18 protein-coding genes are annotated in these 19,424 nt (G+C 58.3%); 4 read left to right on the top strand and 14 right to left on the bottom strand.

Features of this window, described 5'->3' with window-relative positions; all coding sequences use genetic code 11:
- Positions 1 to 6: 6 nt before the first annotated feature.
- From MJO47_RS10885 to rimI, 5 genes are all read right to left on the bottom strand, one after another.
- Entirely contained in the window at positions 7 to 693 is a 687-nt protein-coding gene (locus MJO47_RS10885) for a site-2 protease family protein (RefSeq protein ID WP_253961148.1), read from the bottom strand.
- Between the two features lie 107 nt (positions 694 to 800).
- Entirely contained in the window at positions 801 to 3,470 is a 2,670-nt protein-coding gene (locus MJO47_RS10880; protein WP_253961147.1) for a CBS domain-containing protein, read from the bottom strand.
- Positions 3,471 to 3,486: 16 nt separating this feature from the next.
- Complete coding sequence (locus MJO47_RS10875) at positions 3,487 to 4,410, bottom strand: dihydroorotate dehydrogenase (RefSeq protein WP_253961881.1); 924 nt, start codon at positions 4,408 to 4,410, stop codon at positions 3,487 to 3,489.
- A 23-nt stretch (positions 4,411 to 4,433) separates the two neighbouring features.
- Positions 4,434 to 5,291 carry a dihydroorotate dehydrogenase electron transfer subunit gene (locus MJO47_RS10870; protein ID WP_253961146.1) on the bottom strand — a complete coding sequence of 286 codons (858 nt, stop codon included), beginning with the start codon at positions 5,289 to 5,291 and terminating at the stop codon, positions 4,434 to 4,436.
- Between the two features lie 65 nt (positions 5,292 to 5,356).
- A complete protein-coding gene (gene rimI / locus MJO47_RS10865; RefSeq protein WP_253961145.1) occupies positions 5,357 to 5,800 on the bottom strand; it encodes a ribosomal protein S18-alanine N-acetyltransferase in 444 nt (147 codons plus the stop codon).
- A gap of 287 nt (positions 5,801 to 6,087) precedes the next feature.
- On the opposite strand from rimI, the gene purM reads away from it, so the two are divergent.
- The 4 genes from purM to rpmB all read left to right on the top strand — a co-directional run bounded on the left by purM (position 6,088) and on the right by rpmB (position 9,440).
- On the top strand, positions 6,088 to 7,137 hold the full coding sequence (gene purM, locus MJO47_RS10860) for a phosphoribosylformylglycinamidine cyclo-ligase (protein WP_256502616.1): 1,050 nt from the start codon (positions 6,088 to 6,090) through the stop codon (positions 7,135 to 7,137).
- Between the two features lie 55 nt (positions 7,138 to 7,192).
- Positions 7,193 to 7,864: a phosphoribosylglycinamide formyltransferase gene (gene purN / locus MJO47_RS10855; RefSeq protein WP_253961144.1), complete on the top strand. Its 672-nt coding sequence runs from the start codon at positions 7,193 to 7,195 to the stop codon at positions 7,862 to 7,864.
- Positions 7,865 to 7,880: 16 nt separating this feature from the next.
- Positions 7,881 to 9,137 (top strand): hypothetical protein, encoded by a 1,257-nt coding sequence (locus MJO47_RS10850; RefSeq protein WP_253961143.1) that lies wholly within the window; start codon positions 7,881 to 7,883, stop codon positions 9,135 to 9,137.
- 111 nt (positions 9,138 to 9,248) lie between these two features.
- A complete protein-coding gene (rpmB, locus tag MJO47_RS10845) occupies positions 9,249 to 9,440 on the top strand; it encodes a 50S ribosomal protein L28 (RefSeq protein WP_253961142.1) in 192 nt (63 codons plus the stop codon).
- Between the two features lie 91 nt (positions 9,441 to 9,531).
- Here the strand turns inward: rpmB and MJO47_RS10840 are convergent, their stop codons facing one another.
- The 9 genes from MJO47_RS10840 to MJO47_RS10800 all read right to left on the bottom strand — a co-directional run bounded on the left by MJO47_RS10840 (position 9,532) and on the right by MJO47_RS10800 (position 19,355).
- On the bottom strand, positions 9,532 to 9,915 hold the full coding sequence (locus tag MJO47_RS10840) for a RidA family protein (protein WP_371926668.1): 384 nt from the start codon (positions 9,913 to 9,915) through the stop codon (positions 9,532 to 9,534).
- A gap of 18 nt (positions 9,916 to 9,933) precedes the next feature.
- Complete coding sequence (locus tag MJO47_RS10835) at positions 9,934 to 12,087, bottom strand: bifunctional (p)ppGpp synthetase/guanosine-3',5'-bis(diphosphate) 3'-pyrophosphohydrolase (protein WP_253961140.1); 2,154 nt, start codon at positions 12,085 to 12,087, stop codon at positions 9,934 to 9,936.
- Positions 12,088 to 12,173: 86 nt separating this feature from the next.
- Positions 12,174 to 12,383 (bottom strand): DNA-directed RNA polymerase subunit omega, encoded by a 210-nt coding sequence (gene rpoZ / locus MJO47_RS10830; protein ID WP_253961139.1) that lies wholly within the window; start codon positions 12,381 to 12,383, stop codon positions 12,174 to 12,176.
- Positions 12,384 to 12,436: 53 nt separating this feature from the next.
- Positions 12,437 to 13,108 carry a guanylate kinase gene (gene gmk, locus MJO47_RS10825; protein WP_253961138.1) on the bottom strand — a complete coding sequence of 224 codons (672 nt, stop codon included), beginning with the start codon at positions 13,106 to 13,108 and terminating at the stop codon, positions 12,437 to 12,439.
- Positions 13,098 to 13,976 carry a YicC/YloC family endoribonuclease gene (locus MJO47_RS10820; protein WP_253961137.1) on the bottom strand — a complete coding sequence of 293 codons (879 nt, stop codon included), beginning with the start codon at positions 13,974 to 13,976 and terminating at the stop codon, positions 13,098 to 13,100. The genes gmk and MJO47_RS10820 overlap by 11 nt, the downstream gene beginning before the upstream one ends.
- 10 nt (positions 13,977 to 13,986) lie before the next feature.
- Positions 13,987 to 15,024 (bottom strand): NAD-dependent epimerase, encoded by a 1,038-nt coding sequence (locus MJO47_RS10815; RefSeq protein ID WP_253961136.1) that lies wholly within the window; start codon positions 15,022 to 15,024, stop codon positions 13,987 to 13,989.
- 1 nt (position 15,025) lies between these two features.
- Entirely contained in the window at positions 15,026 to 16,360 is a 1,335-nt protein-coding gene (locus MJO47_RS10810) for a UDP-glucose/GDP-mannose dehydrogenase family protein (protein ID WP_253961135.1), read from the bottom strand.
- 196 nt (positions 16,361 to 16,556) lie between these two features.
- The gene (locus MJO47_RS10805) at positions 16,557 to 17,969 is read right to left on the bottom strand and encodes a sugar transferase (protein ID WP_253961134.1); all 1,413 of its coding nucleotides are present in this window, start codon (positions 17,967 to 17,969) and stop codon (positions 16,557 to 16,559) included.
- Positions 17,970 to 17,984: 15 nt separating this feature from the next.
- Positions 17,985 to 19,355 (bottom strand): phosphomannomutase, encoded by a 1,371-nt coding sequence (locus MJO47_RS10800; RefSeq protein WP_253961133.1) that lies wholly within the window; start codon positions 19,353 to 19,355, stop codon positions 17,985 to 17,987.
- Positions 19,356 to 19,424: the final 69 nt, after the last annotated feature.

The raw sequence follows: 19,424 nt of genomic DNA, 5'->3' as shown, positions 1-19,424 counted from the left end.
GCCGCCTCAGTTTCCGAACAGGAAACGCATGACGTATTCCACCACACCCACCTGGGGCCCGGCCAGCTTGTCGACCACGAACCAGATGAGGGGATACAGAAAAACGCGCCAGACATCGGTGAAGAACACCACGAAGATGATGATAACAAACCCGAAAGGCTCCAGTCGGGCCAGCATATCGGCCTGTTTCTTGGGAAGGATGCCCGTCAAGACGCGGCCGCCATCCAGCGGAGGCACGGGAATCAGGTTGAAAACGGCCAGAATGACATTGATCAGCAGGCTGAAGGACACCATGAGCACGATGGGTTCGAAGGCCGCCTGCAGCAGGGTTCCTTCCAGAACTTTCAGCTCGGCGACCACAGCGAGGCCACGCAGGAGCAGCGCCGAAAGCAACGCCAGGGCAAAATTGCTCAGAGGACCGGCCAGCGCCACCCAGATCATATTCTGCTTGGGATTTCTGAGGTTGTTGAAATTAACGGGGACGGGACGCGCCCAACCGAAACCGAAAAACAGCAGGGCCAGGGTACCAATAGGGTCGAGATGCTTGAGAGGGTTGAGAGTCAGCCGGCCCAAAAGGCGGGCGGTGGGATCACCGAACTTTTCGGCAAAAAAGCCGTGGGACAACTCATGCATGGTAACCGCCAGCAAGGCGGGGACCAGCATGATCGAAATTTTGACCAGTATTTGTTCCATGTCGGCAGATCCGTTTCGAGAGCAAGGGTAAAATTTCTTAACAGATACGGCAGAGCAAGTCAACGAATCCCGACCCGAGTCAGCCGTGGACCCCGATGAAAAGGCGATTATTCGTTGCCGTCGACATCCTGTAACAGAAAACGCTTGCGCACCATGGCCAGTTCATCCTCGCGGGTAACCACGCGCCCGGCAAGACGGGCCTTGAGCAGCGCCGCGAGGATCGTTTTGTACTCGGGGCCGGGCGGAATACCGAGACGGCGCAGGTCATGTCCGTTGAGCAGCGGCGAGATCTCGCGCAGCTGGGTGACGAAAAGGGAGATCCAGCGACGCACTTCTTCGCAGGAAGCGCGGGCCATAAGAAAGAGCAGGATTTCGGTGGAGAGGGGTTCGAGCCAGCGGTGCAAGTCAACGGGTCCTGGGCTTGATTTGCGGCTGTGGCGGCGTTCCAGCAGTTGCAGGACACGATGACCTTCCCGACGCTCCTCCATAAACACCTGCCGCGGCTTGGGTGGGATATCCAGACGTTCACAGAAACCGCGTACGGCCGCATGATCAAGCTCGGAAAGCAGGCAGAGGAAATAAACCTGCCAGGCCTCGCAGGTCTCCCCAGTATAGAGCAGTTCGTACCAGTTCAGAATGCGGGGAGCTCTCTCGAAAAGCTGGCGAATGGCAGGGTTCACCTCGAGCCCGGTCTGCAGGCGCTGGAGCAGGCCGAACTCTCCCATGCGCAGCAAAGCCGGCAACGGCGCCGCCTCTTTGAGAATAATGACCAATTCGTTGTAGAGGCGACGCCCCCCCGCTTTGGCCAGAAACCCCATGCGCACGGCACTCTGGAGCAGCTGCTGGGTGTGAACACCGAGATGAAAACCGAGGCGCTGCTCAAAACGGATAGCACGGAAAATCCGCGTCGGGTCCTCGACAAAGCTCAGACTGTGCAGGACACGCACGGCCTTTTCCTTGAGATCTTTCTGGGCGCCGAAGAAATCGATAAGTTCGCCGTAATGGGCCTCATTCAGCGCGATCGCCAGGGTGTTGATGGTGAAGTCGCGTCGATAAAGGTCAAGCTTGATGCCGGCGTGCTCGACCTGAGGCAGGGCGCCGGGAGAGGTGTAATATTCCATGCGGGCCGACGCGACATCCAGCTTGAAGCCGTCGGGGAAAATCAACACCGCCGTGCCGAACTTCTTGTGAGAACGGATGCGGCAGCCCTGGTCAATGGCGCAGGCTTCAGCAAAGGCGATGCCATCGCCCTCGACGACGATATCAATATCGAGATTTTCCTGCTGCAGGAGCAGGTCGCGCACGAAGCCGCCGACAGCGAAAATACTGACCCCCTGTTCATCGGCGATGCGCCCGAACCGGCGCAGAAGGTCTTGAATGCGTGGGGGCAACTGATCGGCCAGCATGCGCTCCACCCGCCGTTTTTTGAGGCCACCGCCGCCAACGAGGGTGTCGATCGCCTCGGTGCCGGTGCGCAAGGCGCGGGCGCCGGAAATCATGTGGCGCAGAAGATCGGTACGGGTGATGGCGCCGACCAGACGGCCTTCCTCCACCACCGGGACAAAGCGCTGATTGCGCTCCATCAACTGTTCCTGCAGTACGGCGATGGGGGTGTGAGGATCGACCTCAAAGAAATCTCCGGTCATATAGTCACTGACCGGCTGTTCAGCCAGGCCATGGTGAACGGCCCGGTCCGCCAGTTGGCGGGTGATCAGACCGACCACCCGGTGATCGTCCACCACGGGAAGAGCATTGATGTTATAGCGGGTGAAAATGGCCCGTGTCTCGCGCATACTGGCGTCTTTGGCGATGGTTTTGACGGGCGAGGACATCAGGTGGCGCGCCTCCCAGCGAGGCTGAACATGCTGCTGCAACACGGCGGGCAGACGATCGACGATTTCCAGAAGAGTCAGGTCGCGTACGGTCGCCGAAGCGGCAAAAGAGTGGCCGCCGCCACCAAAGCGGGAGAAAATTTGTCCCATGTCGACTTCAGGTGCCCGGGAGCGTCCGACCATGAAGACCCGGCCGCCCAGACGCGCGACCACGATAAGCGACTGCGTCCCTTCCATGTCCATAAGCTTATGGGCCAACACGGCGAGATCGCCGACAAAGTGATCCGCCGAGGCCTGGGCGACAACCACTTCGACACCGGCGATGTGGAGAATCGTGCGGGACTCAATCAGATCATGCAACAGCGCCACCTGGTCGGCGGTCAGTTCCTGGGTGAGAAAATCGGCGACCGTGTTAAGGTTGGCGCCATGGGAGAGGAGAAAAGCGGCGGCCAGGTAATCGTCCGTGGTGGTGGAACTGAAGAGCAGGCTGCCGGTATCTTCGTAGAGGCCGAGCATCATCATGGTCGCCTCCTCAGCCGTTGGCACGATACCCCGCTGCTGAAAAATACCGGTCAGAACCGTCACGGTGGAGCCAACCGACTCGATGTGCTCCACCACGCCCTTGAGATCGGCGTTGCCAGCCGGATGGTGATCGTAGATATGGAGTTCCACCTTCTCCCGGCGGGCCACTTCGCCGAAAGGGCCGATGCGGTCGGACTGACGCACGTCCACCAGGATAAGCCGGGTGACCTGGTCCAGATCGATATCCTTTACGCGCTTGAACAGGGCCGGGTCCACCACCCCGTCTTCCTGCAGAAATTCACGCAGATTCCGCTCCTGGGCCCCGGCAAAGATCAGATGGGCCTCCGGGTAGAGACGCCTGGCGGCGATCATGCTGCCTAGACAGTCGAAATCGGCATTGACGTGGGTGGTGATAACCTCCATGTTCCCCCGGTGCGCCTTAGAGCTGCAAGCTGCCTATCAGCTGATGGATATCCGTAATACCCTCTTCCACACAGAAAGCCTCGATGCCGTCAATAATGGTCATCATAACAGCTGGATCGACAAAGTTGGCGGTTCCCACCTGCACGGCTTTAGCCCCGACGATCAGAAATTCCAGGGCATCCATAGGACGCATGATACCGCCGACACCGATGACGGGCACTTTGACGGCCTGCACCACCTGATGGACCATCCGCACCGCCACCGGCCGGATGGCCGGCCCCGAAAGCCCACCCGTCTTGTTGGCCAGGCGCGGCCGCCGGGTCTTGACGTCCACGGCCATGCCGGTGAGGGTGTTGATGCAGCAGATAGCGTCGGCCCCTGCCTCTTCCGCGGCCCGGGCCGTGACCGAAATGTCAGTGACATTGGGAGTCAGTTTGACGATCAGGGGCTTTTTCAGGTGCTTTCGCACCAGGCCGACCACCTCGGAGGCCGCCTTGGGGTCGGTACCAAAGACGATGCCGCCCTGCTTGACGTTGGGGCAGGAGATGTTCAGCTCCACCCCGGCCACCTCGGGAATATCGGAAAGCCGCCGGGCCACCTCGCCGTATTCGTCCAGGGTGTTGCCGAAGAAGTTGACGATGACCGGCGTATTGATCTCCCGCAGAAAGGGGAGCTTATGCTGAATGAAGGCGTCCACGCCGACGTTCTGCAGGCCGATGGCATTGAGCATGCCGCTGATGGTCTCTGCGATGCGGGGCGTGGGGTTGCCTGCCTTGGGCGCCAGCGACAGCCCTTTGGTCACAATGGCCCCGAGGCGCTCCAGGTCAATAAAGGGCGCATATTCTTCACCGTACCCGAAGGTCCCCGAAGCCGGCATGACCGGGTTCTTTAGCTTGATGCCGGCGATCTCCACCGCCAGGCTGGGGCGCTTGTTCTTCATCCCGTTTTCTCTGGCTTTTCCGCTCATATCTTGCATCCCTCACAATAGCCGGGCTCCTGCCCCAGTTTCGTCCAATCCAGTTGTTCCGCCCGGAAGACCGGCCCCTCCTTGCAGGAGCACAGATAGCGCGGGCTGGCCTCGCTGTGGCCGGCGCCTTTGACCACGCAACCGAGACAGGCACCGACTCCGCAGGCCATAAGGGCTTCGAGCGACACCTGCAGGGGCACCCCGCGCGCGGCACAGATCTCTTGCACCGCTTCGATCATTGGCATCGGTCCGCAGGCATAGACGGAGGCGTTGGGATACTTGTCGAGTTTGCGCAAAAGCACCTGGGTCACCAGGCCTTCTTCTCCCAGGCTGCCGTCATCGGTAGACACGTAGGTCTCGACCCCCAAGCGTTCAAATTCGGTCACGGCCAGGATATCTTCTCGTGTTCGCCCGCCCATCAGCAGGCGCACAGAACTCTTCCGGGTCAACTCCCTGGCCAGCATGTAAAGCGGTACGAGACCGATGCCGCCGCCCACCAGAATCTTCTGTTCCCCGGGAACCCCCATATCGAAGCCGCGCCCCAAGGGACCGAGGACTTCCACCTTGCTGCCCACCTGCAGGTTGCTCATGATGTCCGTGCCACGTCCGACGACTTTGTAGAGAATTTCCACAAACTCCTTGGGAGCCTGTCCATCGCAGTCGGCTGGCAGAAAACCGGTGCGGAAGATGCCGAAAGGACGCCGCAGCAGGGGCGGCAAGGACGTCTGCACCCGGAACATGAGGAACTGGCCGGGCTTGGCCTTGCTGCCGAAACCGGGCGCCAGGATGCGCATGCGGTAATATCCGGTGGATATTTCCTGGTTGGATAGCACTACGGTTTTGTAATTCTTCATACCTACTCATCTCTCCTGTTAATCGCCGGTTGGAACCGAGCGGTTCCTAAAAAACCGGACTCTGACTATATTTCATCACGCTGCATCACCAGGGCGTCCTCGCCATCGGCATAATAGCCGGGGCGACGGGAAATCTCCCGAAAGCCGAAACGCCGATAAAGGGCGATGGCCCCGACATTGTTAATCCGTACCTCCAGAAAAACCTTTTCCAGACCGACTTGCCTGGCCTGTTCGAGCCCATGCGTGAGCAGTCTGGCCGCGACTCCCCGGCGGCGAAACGAGGGGTGGGTCGCCACATTGAGGATGGTCATCTCGCCGCACACGAGACTGGAGCAGAGAAAACCCGCCAGACGATCCTCCATAAAGAGGAGCTCGATGCGGCTGTGCGGGTTGTCTAGTTCAGCCAAAAAAGAGGCAACTGACCAAGGGCGAGCCTGACACAAGCCTTCGATATGCAGAACCTCTTCCAGATCTTGGGGCGTCATGGGCCGGATAGAAACGTGGTCCAATCGCATACTCCCTGCAAGGAGAAAACACACCGGCAGAACGGTATGACACAGAGGAAAAAATTGCCGTGACATCAAGGCAAAATAAGATAAAATGATGACCTTGCGGAGATCATTTACCGAAGCACCGCCGCTACCGCCCCATGTCGTGGCCCGCTATCTTAATGCACCCCTCAACCCCCTGTAAAGAACTAATGCGGCCCCGGTCACCGGGCGGCAGATTGCCATTGACAAGGGGGGATCATTGATTTACAAAGGGGCCACTTTTCACCATCAAGGAGCCTGCCGCATTGAGCCAGAAAGACAAAATTACCTACAGGGACGCCGGCGTAGACATCGATGCCGGTAATCGTTTTGTACAGATGATCAAACCCCTCGTCAAAGCCACGACACGCCCCGAGGTCAAAACGGATATCGGTGGTTTTGGCGGTCTTTTCTCTCTTCATGCCGACAAATACAAGAGGCCGACGCTGGTCTCCTCGACCGATGGCGTGGGAACCAAGCTCAAACTGGCCTTCATGATGGACAAACACGACACGGTGGGCATCGACCTCGTGGCCATGTGCGTCAACGACATCATCGTCCAGGGGGCCGAACCCCTCTTTTTCCTCGACTACCTGGCCACGGGCAAGCTCTCCCCTGAAAAAGCCGTGGAGATCGTCAAGGGCATTTCCGAGGGCTGCGTGCAGGCGGGTTGTGCTCTTATCGGCGGCGAAACGGCCGAAATGCCCGGCATGTACAGTGAGGGAGAATACGACCTGGCCGGTTTTACGGTCGGCGTGGTCGATGACGACAAAATCATCGACGGCTCCACCATCACCGTCGGCGACGCCATCATCGGCATTGCTTCAAGCGGCCTGCATTCCAACGGTTATTCCCTGGCCCGCAAAGTATTCTTTGACAAAATGGGTCTGTCGGTCGACAGTCGCCTGGATGAACTGCAGACCTCTCTGGGAGAGGCCCTCCTCACCCCTACGCGCATCTACGTCAAGGCGATTCTCAATCTGATACGCGACTTCCAGATCAAGGGCATGGCCCACATCACCGGGGGCGGCGTCCTCGAAAACATCCCACGCGTTTTACCAAAAAACTGCCAGGCGATTCTTCAAAAAGACAGCTGGCCCAAGCCTCCCATCTTTGAAGTATTGCGCCAGGGCGGCAACATTGACGAAACCGAGATGTACCGGACCTTCAACTACGGTATCGGCATGGTCCTTATCGTACCGGCAGTCGAAGCCGAGGATATTCTGGGCCGTCTCGGCGGGCTGCAGGAAAAAGCCTACCTGATCGGCGAAATTACCAAATGCTCCGACTGCAACGAACAGGTGAAACTGACCTGAACCGTTGCCGGCAACCTAAAACATCTTGACCATTCAATTACATGCAGGGGAAACCGTGGCACAGAAAGTACGCATAGGCGCTCTCGCTTCAGGCGGAGGGACGAACCTGCAGGCCATCATCGACCGTTGCCTTGATCATTCCATTGACGCTGAAATCGTCCTGGTCATCAGCAATAACCCTGAGGCTGGCGCTCTGGAAAGGGCTCGCCAGGCCGGCCTCCCCTGCCGCTGCATCAATCATCGCGACTACGAGTCCCGCGAAAGCTACGACCAGGCCCTGGTGGATGCCCTGCAGGAAGCGCACGTCGACCTGGTGGTTCTTGCCGGTTTCATGCGCCTGATCACCCCTGTTCTGCTGGACGCCTTTCCCGTTCGCATCATGAATATCCACCCGGCTCTGCTTCCAGCTTTTCCCGGCCTTCACGTGCAACGGAAAGCAATCGAATACGGCGCCCGGTTTTCCGGATGCACCGTCCATTTCGTCGACAATGGCGTCGATACCGGCCCGATCATCATTCAGGCCGTCGTACCCGTTCTGGACGATGATACCGAGGCGACCCTGGCGGCCCGCATTTTGAAGCAGGAACACCGGATCTACCCCCAGGCCATCCAGCTTTTCGCCCAGGGCAGATTGCATATTGAAGGCCGCCGTGTTCGCATCCTGCCGCCCCTCACCCCACCGGACAGTGCCTTGACCAACCCATCCGTCGAGGTTCCCGGGACATAAGGTGTAAGAGGTCGGCGTGAGACAGAAACACTACGACATTGCCATTCTGGGCGAAAGCCTGGCTGCAAGAGTGGCGGCCGCACTGCTCGCACGCCGGGGCCACAAGGTTGTCTTCTGCCGAGAATCCTATACGCCCTCACCCTGGCTTTTCTCTTCCCTGCATCTACAGCAGCTGCTGCTGTCCCTTGGCGGTCGCTCCTGCGCCACCGCCGCCCGCCCTCTACAGATTCTAACCCCTCAGTCCCGCTGGGAAATCCACGGACGTCATTCCAAACAGGAAGAGCTCATTCGCGAATTTCCCGATCAGCATGAACAGGTCGCGAATCTGCTCAAGGAGTTGGCCGGCAAAGGTGAACGTCTGGAGCGCAGCCTCTGGCAAAGCCGCAAAGTTGCCTTGGCGGGTCGCCTTCTTCACACTAATCTACGCGTAAGAGGGCTTTTCAGGCTTTTTAAAAAACCGCTCGACGCCGTCCTGACCCAATCATTGGGAACAACACCAGCAACCGAATCGCTCACAGCGCTATTCGAAGGGGTTTCGGGTCAGCCGATAGGAAGGCTATCCCTGGCGGAGGGCGCCCTGCTCTGGAGCTGGATCCGGCAACACGAAACCGTCTCCACTTCCGGCCTGGAAGAACTGCTGCTGCACCGCTTTGATCAGTTCCACGGGGATGCTCTGGATTTGCCCAATGTCGCGTCGCTGAATATAGAAGGTCGCCGTCTGCACAACCTCACCCTCAAAGATGGCGCCGTCTGCTCCGCCGACCATTTTGTTATAGGCAGTCTGGGCGGTGCTCGGCTGCTGCCCCCACCCTTTGAACGGCCCACTTCCGAACCTCTGCCCGCGTCCTTTATGACCAGTCCCATAAACCGCCTCTCGCCCATGCTGGCTCGTCGCATGATTTGGCGAGCATCTTCAACGGTGAGGCTAACCCTGACGGCCACCAGCCCGCGCACCTGCCTTATCGAAACGGTAACCGCTCCGACCTCCCAGGCCATCCAGCCTAGCGCCTTGCGGGAAGAGCTTACCTCCATTTTCCCGTTTATCGATTTGTCTCTCACCGAAACCCCTTCCTCAGAGGGGACCCCTGCCCTACCTAAACCGCTTTTCGCCACCCCGCTGCCGGGCCTGGTGAATCCCGTCCAGCTCAAGGGCAATCTGCTGCTGGCTCAGGGCCTGGGCGTCTGGCCTGCACTCGGACCCTCCGGCGAGATCTTGGTGGGCTATGCCGTAGCTGAGAGGCTCAGTGGCGGCAAATCTTTCAGGTCTTCTTAAGCAACGGAAAACCGTCTTTTCTTTTCAAAATAACGAGGCAAAAATTTCTTGCAATACGCCGCAAGGCGTGATAACAATTGGCGTTCGAAACTTCCAGGAGGTCAAATTACCATGTCTAAGGTCTGTGAAATTTGCGGCAAGGGTCGTACTACTGGCAACAATGTCAGCCATGCACATAACAAAACGCGCAAAGTCTGGCTTCCCAATCTGCAGAAGGTTAAAACCATCAGCAATGGCACCGTTCGTTCCGTCAAGGTATGCACCCGCTGCATCCGTTCCGGAGCAGTAACCAAACCTGTCTGATTGCACCGTTGCCGAAATCATCAAAAAAGAGGGGCACCCTGGTTCAGGGGCCCCTCTTTTTTGTTTCTCTTCTGTATCCGTCCGGCTGTTTTTAGCCTCGGAAAGCCACCCACTCGATCTCGATGGCTGCCCCCTTGGGCAGGGCTGCCACCTGCACGGTGGCGCGGGCCGGATAGGTCCCTGAGAAGAATTCCCCATAGATCCCGTTGACCACGGCGAAATCCCCCAGATCCGTCAGATAAATCGTGGTCTTGACGACGTGGAAAAAATCGAGACCGGCCGCCGCCAGCACCGCACCCATATTGGCCATGACCTGACGCATCTGCTTGCCAATGCCGCCGGGAACCAGTTCTCCGCTCACGGGCTCCAGCGGAATCTGGCCGGAGAAAAAGACAAAATCACCCGCCGCCACCCCCTGGGAATAGGGTCCGATCGCCGCCGGAGCGCTGTCCGTCTCAATCTTTTTCATCATCATCCCCTTCTTTTTAATGCTTTAATTTCGTATGCGCTCGACCTTGTAGACGCCCTTGACCTTGCGAATCGCCGCCATCACCCGATTCAAATGATCGAGATCCTGCACGTCGACCTCAAAGGTGTTGACCCCCTTGTGATCCGGGGTCGAATGAACACTGGCGGTGATAATGTTCGCCTCGCAATTGCTGATGGCGCCGGAGATACCGGCGAGAATCCCCTTCTGGTCCTGGCAGTAGGCGCGGATCTTGACGGGACGGGTGGTCTTCTTCTTGCGATCCCACTCCAGCACGACGCGCCTTTCCGGATCCCCTTCCATGGCATGGGGGCAGTCTTCCGCGTGCACGGTCACGCCCCGGCCGCGGGTGATGAAACCGATGACGGGGTCACCGGGCAGGGGATTACAGCACTTGGCAAACCGCACCAGGATATCCTCGATGCCGTCGATCTTCAGGGCGCTCGACGGCTTTCGTCGGATTTTTTCCAGGACTTTCTCGAAACGCCCCGGGGCGGGACGTTCTTCCCGCAGTTTTTCCTGGGGCACGACACGGCCGATCACCTGCCCGAGGGAAACCTTACCATAACCGAGGGCGGCCAGCAGGTCGTCTACCCGCTTGAAGCCCAGCTCCTCAACGGCATGGGCCATTTCCGGCGAAACGGCCATCTTCTTCAGTGAAAAACCATACTTGCGCAGCTCTTTTTCGAGCAGATCGCGGCCGAGCTCAATACTCTTCTCGCGCTGTTCGGTTTTGACCCATTGCCGGATCTTGTTGCGCGCCTTGGAGGTGCGCACAAAGGCCAGCCAGTCCTTGCTCGGCGTCTGATTCTGCGAGGTGATGACCTCGACGATGTCCCCGTTGTGGAGCGGTGTCTTCAGCGGGACCAGTTTGCCATTGACGCGCGAGCCCACACAATGGTGCCCGACATCGGTGTGTACACTATAGGCGAAATCGACGGGGGTAGAGCCACGGGGGAGTTCTTTGACGTCGCCGTCGGGGGTGAAGACATACACTTCTTCGGGGAAAAGATCGATCTTGACCGTCGACATGAATTCGCGGCTGTCGTCCAGTTCCTGCTGCCATTCCAGTAACTGGCGCAGCCAAGCGAATTTTCGGTCTTCGCGGGCGGCGGCCGGCGTACTGCCGCCTTCTTTATATTTCCAGTGGGCAGCGATCCCTTCCTCGGCGATACGGTGCATCTCTTCGGTGCGGATCTGCACTTCCATGCGCTCCCCGAAAGGCCCCATGACCGTCGTATGCAACGACTGGTAGAGGTTTGCCTTGGGCATGGCGATATAGTCTTTGAATCGCCCGGGAATGGGCTTCCAGGTCGAGTGGATGATGCCGAGCACCGCATAACAGTCCCGCACCGACGGCACGATGATGCGAAACGCAATGAGATCGTAAATCTGATCGAGATCGGTGCCCTGCCGCAGCATCTTGTTGTACACCGAGGCCAGATGCTTGGAGCGGCCGCTCACCTCACCGACAATGCCATTCTCCTGCAGTTTCCTATGGATAATGCCCTTGACGTCATTGACATACTTGACCCGTTCCTTGATCCGCTTGTCAATGCCGGCGGCCAGCTCCCGATAGGTCTTGGGCTCCAGATAGCGCAGGGACAGATCTTCCAGCTCGCTTTTGATCCAGCTGATCCCCAGGCGATTCGCCAGAGGCACATAGATATCCTTCGTTTCCTGGGCGATCAACCGGCGCCTTGGCTCCGGCTGGAGATCGAGCGTCCGCATATTGGCCAGCCGGTCAGCCAGTTTAACAAGGATGACCCGGATATCCCGCGCCATGGCCAGCAGCATCTTGCGAAAATTCTCCGCCTGCCGCTCCTCGTTGGTCCGGAAGGTCATTTTGCCGATTTTGGTGACACCATCCACCAGCGTGGCCACTTCCTCACCAAACTCTTCCCGCAGCGTCTCCAGGGAGACAAGGGAATTTTCGAGGGTGTCATGCAGCAAGCCGGTCAGCACCGTCGCCACGTCCATGCGCAGTTGGGCCAGAATATGCGCGACCTCCAGGACGTGGGCCAGGGAGGGCTCTCCGGACGGGCGCTTAACCCCCTGATGAATGCGGGTGCTGAATTCGCAGCCACGGCGCAACAGGTCGAGATCGGCACCGGGATGATAGGCTTGTACTTTTTTGAGGATTTCTGCTGGCTGGATCATGACGACTCTACCCGGCTCAGGTTCGACATGCGCCCGGCAGGCAATCAGAGCCTGTCGGGCGCGTAGAGTCAGGAAGGAAAAAGGAGCTAGCTTTTCTTGCGGGTGGGAATTTCGTAATCCACCTTGCCGGCGGCAATCTCGCGCAAGGCCAAAACAACCTTCTTGTTGCGGGCCTTGTTTTCAATCAGGGGGGCTCCCCCTTTGTACAGCTGTTTAGAGCGTTTGGCCGCAATCATAACCAGCAGAAAGCGGTTCGGGATTTCTTTAAGGCAGTCTTCAACGGTAATACGAGCCATGAATACGTTCTCCTGAGGCGAAATAATGGAATCGCGGACGATCCCACAGTTTTTTAGGTAAAGTCTTGAGTCAGTATATCCTCGACCAGTCCCGGATACCGACGAACCCGGCAACGCTCTGCCACGATGATGGCCTTCAGTTGCTCCAGGGCGGTGGCGAACTGATCGTTGATCACGACGAAATCGTACAGCGGCACCTGGGCGATTTCATGACGGGCATTAGCCAGACGCCGGCGGATAACCTCTTCGCTGTCTGTCTGGCGTCCCTGCAGCCGTCGCATCAGTTCATCGAGACTCGGCGGCAGAATGAAAATGAACACCGCCTGTCGGCAGGTCTGACGCAGTTGCTCCGCGCCCTGACAATCGATATCGAGCAGGACATCCTCACCCTGCGTCATCGCCTCGGCCAAAGTAGAAAGCGCCGTACCATAGCGGTTGCCATGGACCTCGGCCCATTCAGCGAATTCACCCCGCTCCACCATGGCGGCGAAGACCTCGGCGGTCACAAAATGGTAGTCTATGCCGTCTACTTCCCCCGGCCGCATGGGGCGAGTCGTGTAGGAAACAGACTGCCGCAGCAAAGGGAAAAAGTCAATGACTTCCTTGCAGAGTGAGGTCTTTCCAGCCCCCGAAGGAGCGGAGATAACGAAGAGACTGCCCGCGCCCTCCGGTTCTTTGGGAGCCGTGGACTTCGCGGCGCACTCGATCGGATACTCACTCGACATTCTGCACCTGCTCGCGTACCTTTTCCAGTTCAGCTTTGATGGCCACGACTTGCCGGGTCAACTCGGCGTCGTTGGACTTGGAGCCCATGGTATTGACCTCACGGTTGAGTTCCTGCACCAGAAAATCCATCTGACGGCCGACCGGTTCGTCGCTGTTGAAGAGGCTGCGAAACTGGTTCAGATGGCTGCGAAAGCGTACCAGTTCCTCACTGATGTCGCAGCGGTCGGCAAAAACGGCGACTTCCTGGGCCAATCGTTGCTCATCCACGGTGACCTCACCGGCCAGACGGGCAATACGCTCCTTCAGTTTGTTCTGCCATTCGGTCGCGACTAGGGGCGCCCTCTCCTCCACCGCTGCCAGCAGCTTCTCCACCACTTCCAGCCGCGCCTCCATGTCACGCAGGGTCGCTTCCCCTTCCCTCGTTCGCATCGCCTCCAGGGCCTGCAAGGCCGTGGCTAAGGCGCTGTCCAGGCAGGCCTTCAGACTCTCGGGCGGCAGATCCCCCTCCCTCAGGGTGACCACCTCTTTCTGGGACACCAGCAGGGACAGGGGGATGCCACCATCCACCGGAAATTCCGTGCGCAAATCCTCGAAGAGGGCTACATAGGCAGCGGCCAGAGGACGATTCAGGGCCGGCGCCATGACGCCCCCGCCGTTGATTTCCTGCGTGATGAAGACATCGATCTTGCCACGTTTGAGCTTTTCGCTGACGCTCTTTTTTATCTCCATCTCCAGCGACATCATCGAGCGCGGCGCCTTGATGGTCACATCCCCGTAGCGATGATTGACCGATTTAATCTCCACGCTCAGGGACAAACCCTCCTGTTCGGCCTGGCCTTTGCCATAGCCGGTCATGCTTTTAATCATCGTTGCATCCTCAGACGTTGTAGTAGTGGCGATACCAGCGCACGAACCGTTCCACGCCGTCCTCAATAGAAGTCGCCGGTTTGAAACCGACATCCTGCACCAAAGCCTCGACATCAGCGAAGGTGGCCGGCACATCCCCGGGCTGTATGGGGAGCAGGTTTTTCTCCGATTTTTTGCCGAGAGCTCTCTCCAGCACCTCAATCAGATGGAGCAGCTCCACCGGTTGGTTGTTGCCAATATTGTAAATCCGATACGGCGCCCGACTCGTGCCGGGATCGGGGCGATCGCTGTCCCAGGCGGGATTGGGCCGGGCCACGTGATCGGCCGTACGTACCACCCCTTCGACGATATCGTCGATAAAGGTGAAATCACGCCGCATTTTCCCGTGATTGTACACGTCGATAGGCCGCCCGGCCAAAATGGCGCGGGTAAAGAGAAAAAGGGCCATATCCGGCCGTCCCCAGGGGCCATACACGGTGAAGAAGCGCAGGCCGGTACAGGGGAGCCCGTAGAGATGGGCATAGGTATGGGCCATCAGCTCGTTGGCCTTCTTCGAGGCAGCGTAGAGGGAGACGGGGTGGTCGACGTTGTGATGCACTGAAAAGGGCATGCGGGTATTGGCGCCATAGACGGAGGACGACGAGGCGTACACCAGATGCCCCACCTGGCTGTGGCGACAGCCCTCCAGAACGTTCATGAAACCGACCAGGTTGCTGTCGACGTAGGCGTGGGGATTTTCCAGACTGTAGCGCACGCCGGCCTGGGCCGCCAGGTGGATGACCCGATCGAAGCGCTCCCGAGCAAAAAGCGCCGCCATAGCGGCACGGTCGGCCACATCGAGCCGCACAAAGGCAAAACCGGCCCGCCCCTCGAGCTGGGCCAGACGGTCCTTCTTCAGCTGCACCTCGTAATAGTCGTTGAGGTTGTCCAGGCCGACGACCTCATCCCCACGCGCCAGCAGGGCCTGACAGACATGAAAACCGATGAAGCCGGCGGCACCGGTGACCAGAAAACGTTTCCCGGCAGGCTCTTGACCCGTCACCCCCATGTTAGCGTCTCCCGATGCCGTTGTATTCAAAACCGGCCTTCTTCACCATCGCCGGTTCGTACTGGTTACGGCCGTCAAGGATGATCGCCTGCTTCATGGCCCGCTTCATGGCGTTGAAATCGGGGTGGCGGAAAGGCTTCCATTCTGTCACCAGCACCAGGGCATCCACTCCGGCCAGAGCCTCATACTGGTTCTTCACCAGCGTGAGCCGGCCATTTTCAAACCAGTCGGCCGGCAGCACCTTGCGGGCCATGTCCATGGCCACAGGATCATAGGCTTTCACCTTGGCACCGGCGCCAATCAGCTCATGCAACAGGACCTCGGCGGGCGCCTCCCGCATATCATCCGTCTCCGGTTTGAAGGCCAGTCCCCACAGGCCAAAAGTCAGATGAGAAAGATCGCTGCCGAAACGCTCGGTGATCTTGCCGAACAGCACATGCTTCTGCGCCTCGTTGCGGCTGTGAACCGAACGCAGCACCATGGAATCGAAGTCGACCTCTTCGGCCATGCGGATCAGGGCGCGGACATCCTTGGGAAAGCAGGAACCACCATAGCCGCAGCCGGGATAGATAAAGGAGTAGCCGATACGACTGTCCGAGCCGATCCCTCGCCGCACATTCTCCACATCGACCCCGAAGGCATCGCACAGCCGGGAGATTTCGTTGATGAAAGAAATCTTGGTGGCCAGCATGGCGTTGGCGGCATACTTGGTCATTTCGGCGTCGCGCACCCCCATGAACAGTGTGCGCTCGTGATTGCGGTTGAAAGGCGCGTAGAGTTCCCGCAGCATCTCGCTGGCCCGCTCGCTCTCCGTGCCGATTATAATGCGGTCGGGACGCATGAAATCAGCCACCGCCGAACCTTCCTTGAGAAACTCGGGGTTGCTGGCCACGTCGAAGGGAATGGACAACCCGCGTTCCGCCAGTACTTCGTGGATGGCAGCCGCCACCTTGTCCGCCGTTCCCACGGGCACCGTCGACTTGTCCACCACCACGCAGTAGTCCTGCATATGGCGGCCAATCTCACGGGCCACGGCCAGCACATACTGCAGGTCGGCCGAACCATCCTCACCGGGAGGCGTGCCCACGGCGATAAAATAGACGGAAGAATCCGCCATGGCCGCGGCTAACTCGGTAGTGAACTGCAAACGCCCTTCGCGGACATTGCTCTCCACCAGATCATCCAGGCCTGGCTCATAAATGGGGATGATCCCCTGCTTCAAACGCTCAATCTTGTTCCTATCGACATCAACACAGGTAACCGTATTGCCCATTTCGGCAAAACAGGCTCCGGTCACCAACCCGACATAGCCGGTTCCGACCACGGTGATATGCATAATCTAAATCCTTTCACGGAAACAAAAAAGGGCAGCAGGAAAACAGCCCTTTCTTACCATATTTCGTTATAAAAACCCAAGGCTTTGCTGCCATTCAGGCGAAAAGTTCTTTTCACCACCACGACATCACGACATTAAGAAATTCTTAGCCATAGAAGGGATTGTCTTGCTGTCATGGTGGTGAGCAAAAAAGACGTCAGCAACTCCCCTTGCGGGCAACAACGACGGCAATCGTCTTGAACAGGATGCGGATATCCAGCCACAGGCTCCAGTGGTCGATATAGTGCAGGTCGAGACGGACAATCTCGTCGAAATCCTCGATGGCGCTGCGGCCGCTGACCTGCCACATGCCGGTCATCCCGGGCTTGATGCTGATCCGCCGTCTCTGCCAGTTTTCGTACTGCTCCACCTCGGCGGGCGTCGGCGGCCGGGTCCCTACCAGGCTCATCTCCCCCTTGAGCACATTCCAGAACTGCGGCAGTTCATCGAGGCTGGTCTTGCGCAACAACCTGCCGACCCGCGTGACGCGCGGGTCATCTCTCATCTTGAACATGGCCCCCTTCATCTCGTTCCGGGCCATCAGCTCCTTTTTACGCTCTTCGGCGTCGATGTGCATGGAACGAAATTTCCAGCAGCAAAAGATTCGGTTGCCCTCCCCCACCCTCTCCTGGCCGAAGAGCAACGGGCCCGGGGAGTCGAGCTTGATGGCCAAGGCGACAAAAGGGAAGATGAGAGCCGTAAACGCCAGCCCGGCCAGCGCCCCCGCCACATCCAGCAGGCGCTTGAGAAAAAGCTGCTGGGCATCGAAGGCCTTGGGATAATAGGTGAGCATGGGCAGTTCGTTGTGAAACAGGCTGATTTCCTTGCGGTAAAAAGATTCTTCAAAGAAATCCATCACCATTCTCACGGTAATTCCCAGCTCCTCCAGGTCATGCAGATAAGGTTCAGCGCCCACCACATAATCCTTGGGGATGCAGAACACCACCTCATCCACTTGGATTTTTTTGCAAATAGGGATCAAGTCGTCGGCCCGACCGAGAACAGGATAGCCTTCCACCCGTTCCTGCAAAATCCCCGGAGCCACCTGCACAAACCCGACAATCTCCAGGCCCCAGTCCTTGTGGCTTTCGACAAGCTGGCAGAAGCGGCGGGCCTTCGTCTGGGTCCCGACCACCAGAATATGGCGGATGTTGAACCGGCGACGGCGTAAAATCCCGAGAAGGGTTCTGACCAACATCTTCTGGGCGGAGAACAGCGCCAAGGAAAGCAGCAGAAAAAACAGGTAAAGACTGCGGCTGTATTGATCCCGATCCAGAAAATAGATCAGGGAGGCGACGGCCATGCCGCCCATCAGGTGAATGCTGGCCACGCGGGAAATAATGTCGAACAGGGAAAGGCGCCGAATAGACTGGTAAAACCCGTGCTTGGTCAGGAGATAAAACCACACCGGCGCCACCACCAGAAACACCCAGAGATACTCGATGGGCTTCTGAAGTCCGACACCGATCCGGTCGCGAATCACATAGGCGATGGCGAAAGCCAGCGCCAGCGTGAGAGCGTCGGTCAGCATGGTAAGACGGGTAAACAGTCGCGCCTGCTGTCTCAACATGGGGATAGCCTGTCTTTAAGGGCTCCAGGCGTCAATGAGAGCCAGGAGTTCATCGGTTTTCCGCCTCATCAGATCCACATCACCACGGGACTCGACATTAAGTCGCAAAACCGGCTCGGTATTGGAAGAGCGCAGGTTGAAGCGCCAATCCCTGAATTCAATGCTGACCCCGTCCGTATGGTCGACGCGCTCGGCAAGAGGGGCATACTGTTTTTCAATGGTCGCGATGAGCTCAGGCGCCTTTTCCACGCGGCGGTTGATCTCCCCACTGGCGGGGAAGCGCGCCATGGCTTCCCCCACCAACGCGGACAGCCGTTTACCGGAACGACACATCAACTCAAGCACCAGCAGCCAGGGGATCATGCCGCTATCGCAATAGGCGAAATCACGAAAGTAGTGGTGGGCGCTCATTTCACCGCCATAAATGGCATCTTCCCGGCGCATCCGTTCCTTGATAAAGGCGTGTCCGGTTTTGCTCAACACCGCAATGCCGCCGGCATCCTCTACCTTTTCAATCGTATTCCAGGTCAAACGGGGATCGTGAATGATGCGGGCGCCGGGATGTTTGGCCAGAAGACTTTCGGCCAACAGTCCAACAATATAATAGCCTTCGATGAACTCACCCCGTTCATCAAAAAGAAAACAACGATCAAAGTCGCCATCCCAGGCAATGCCGACATCGGTTTTACTAGAAACAACAGCTTCGGCTGTGGCGGCCCGGTTTTCCGGCAGCAGGGGGTTGGGAATGCCATGCGGGAAAGACCCGTCAGGCTCATGATGCACCTTGACGAAGTCAAAAGGCAGGGAACTCTCCAAAAGATCGATAGCCGGTCCGGCACAGCCGTTACCGGCATTGACCACCACCCGCAGAGATTTAAGCTGCGCCACCTCGACATAGCCTAACAAATGCTCGCGGTAAGCCGGTTTGATGTCCAGCGGCACAACGGCTCCTTTGCGGGCAACCGGACCAAAGGCATTTTCTTCGGCCAGACGACGAATATCGTGCAGGCCCGTATCGCCGCTGATGGGGCGCGAGCCTTCGCGCACCAGTTTCATGCCGTTGTAATCCATGGGATTATGGCTGGCCGTCACCATGATGCCGCCATCCATCCGGGCATGAAAGGTCGCGAAATAGATTTCCTCCGTACCGCACAGGCCGATATCGAAGACATCTGCGCCGCCGTCCGTCAGCCCCTCGGCCAGGGCACGGCACAGACTTTCGCTGCTCAGGCGCACATCCCGGCCGACCACCACCTTTTGTGGCTGCAGAAAGTGGGCATAGGCCCGGCCGATGCGGTAAGCGATCTCTTCGTTCAGTTCGTCCGGCAGCCTTCCCCGTATATCGTAGGCCTTAAAGGCCGTCATTTCTATCTTGTTGTTTGTCATCAGTGACCCTTTAATGAGCGGTGAGTCGTCATCCGTAAAACGTGACCAGTAGGGCACAATAAGGCCTCA

Origin of the sequence: Desulfuromonas sp. KJ2020 (assembly GCF_024197615.1) — a bacterium.
In the GTDB taxonomy this organism is placed as follows: Bacteria; Desulfobacterota; Desulfuromonadia; order Desulfuromonadales; family SZUA-540; genus SZUA-540.
The sequence above is the reverse complement of the archived record's forward strand: the minus strand, read 5'-3'. Positions and strand labels throughout refer to the sequence as shown.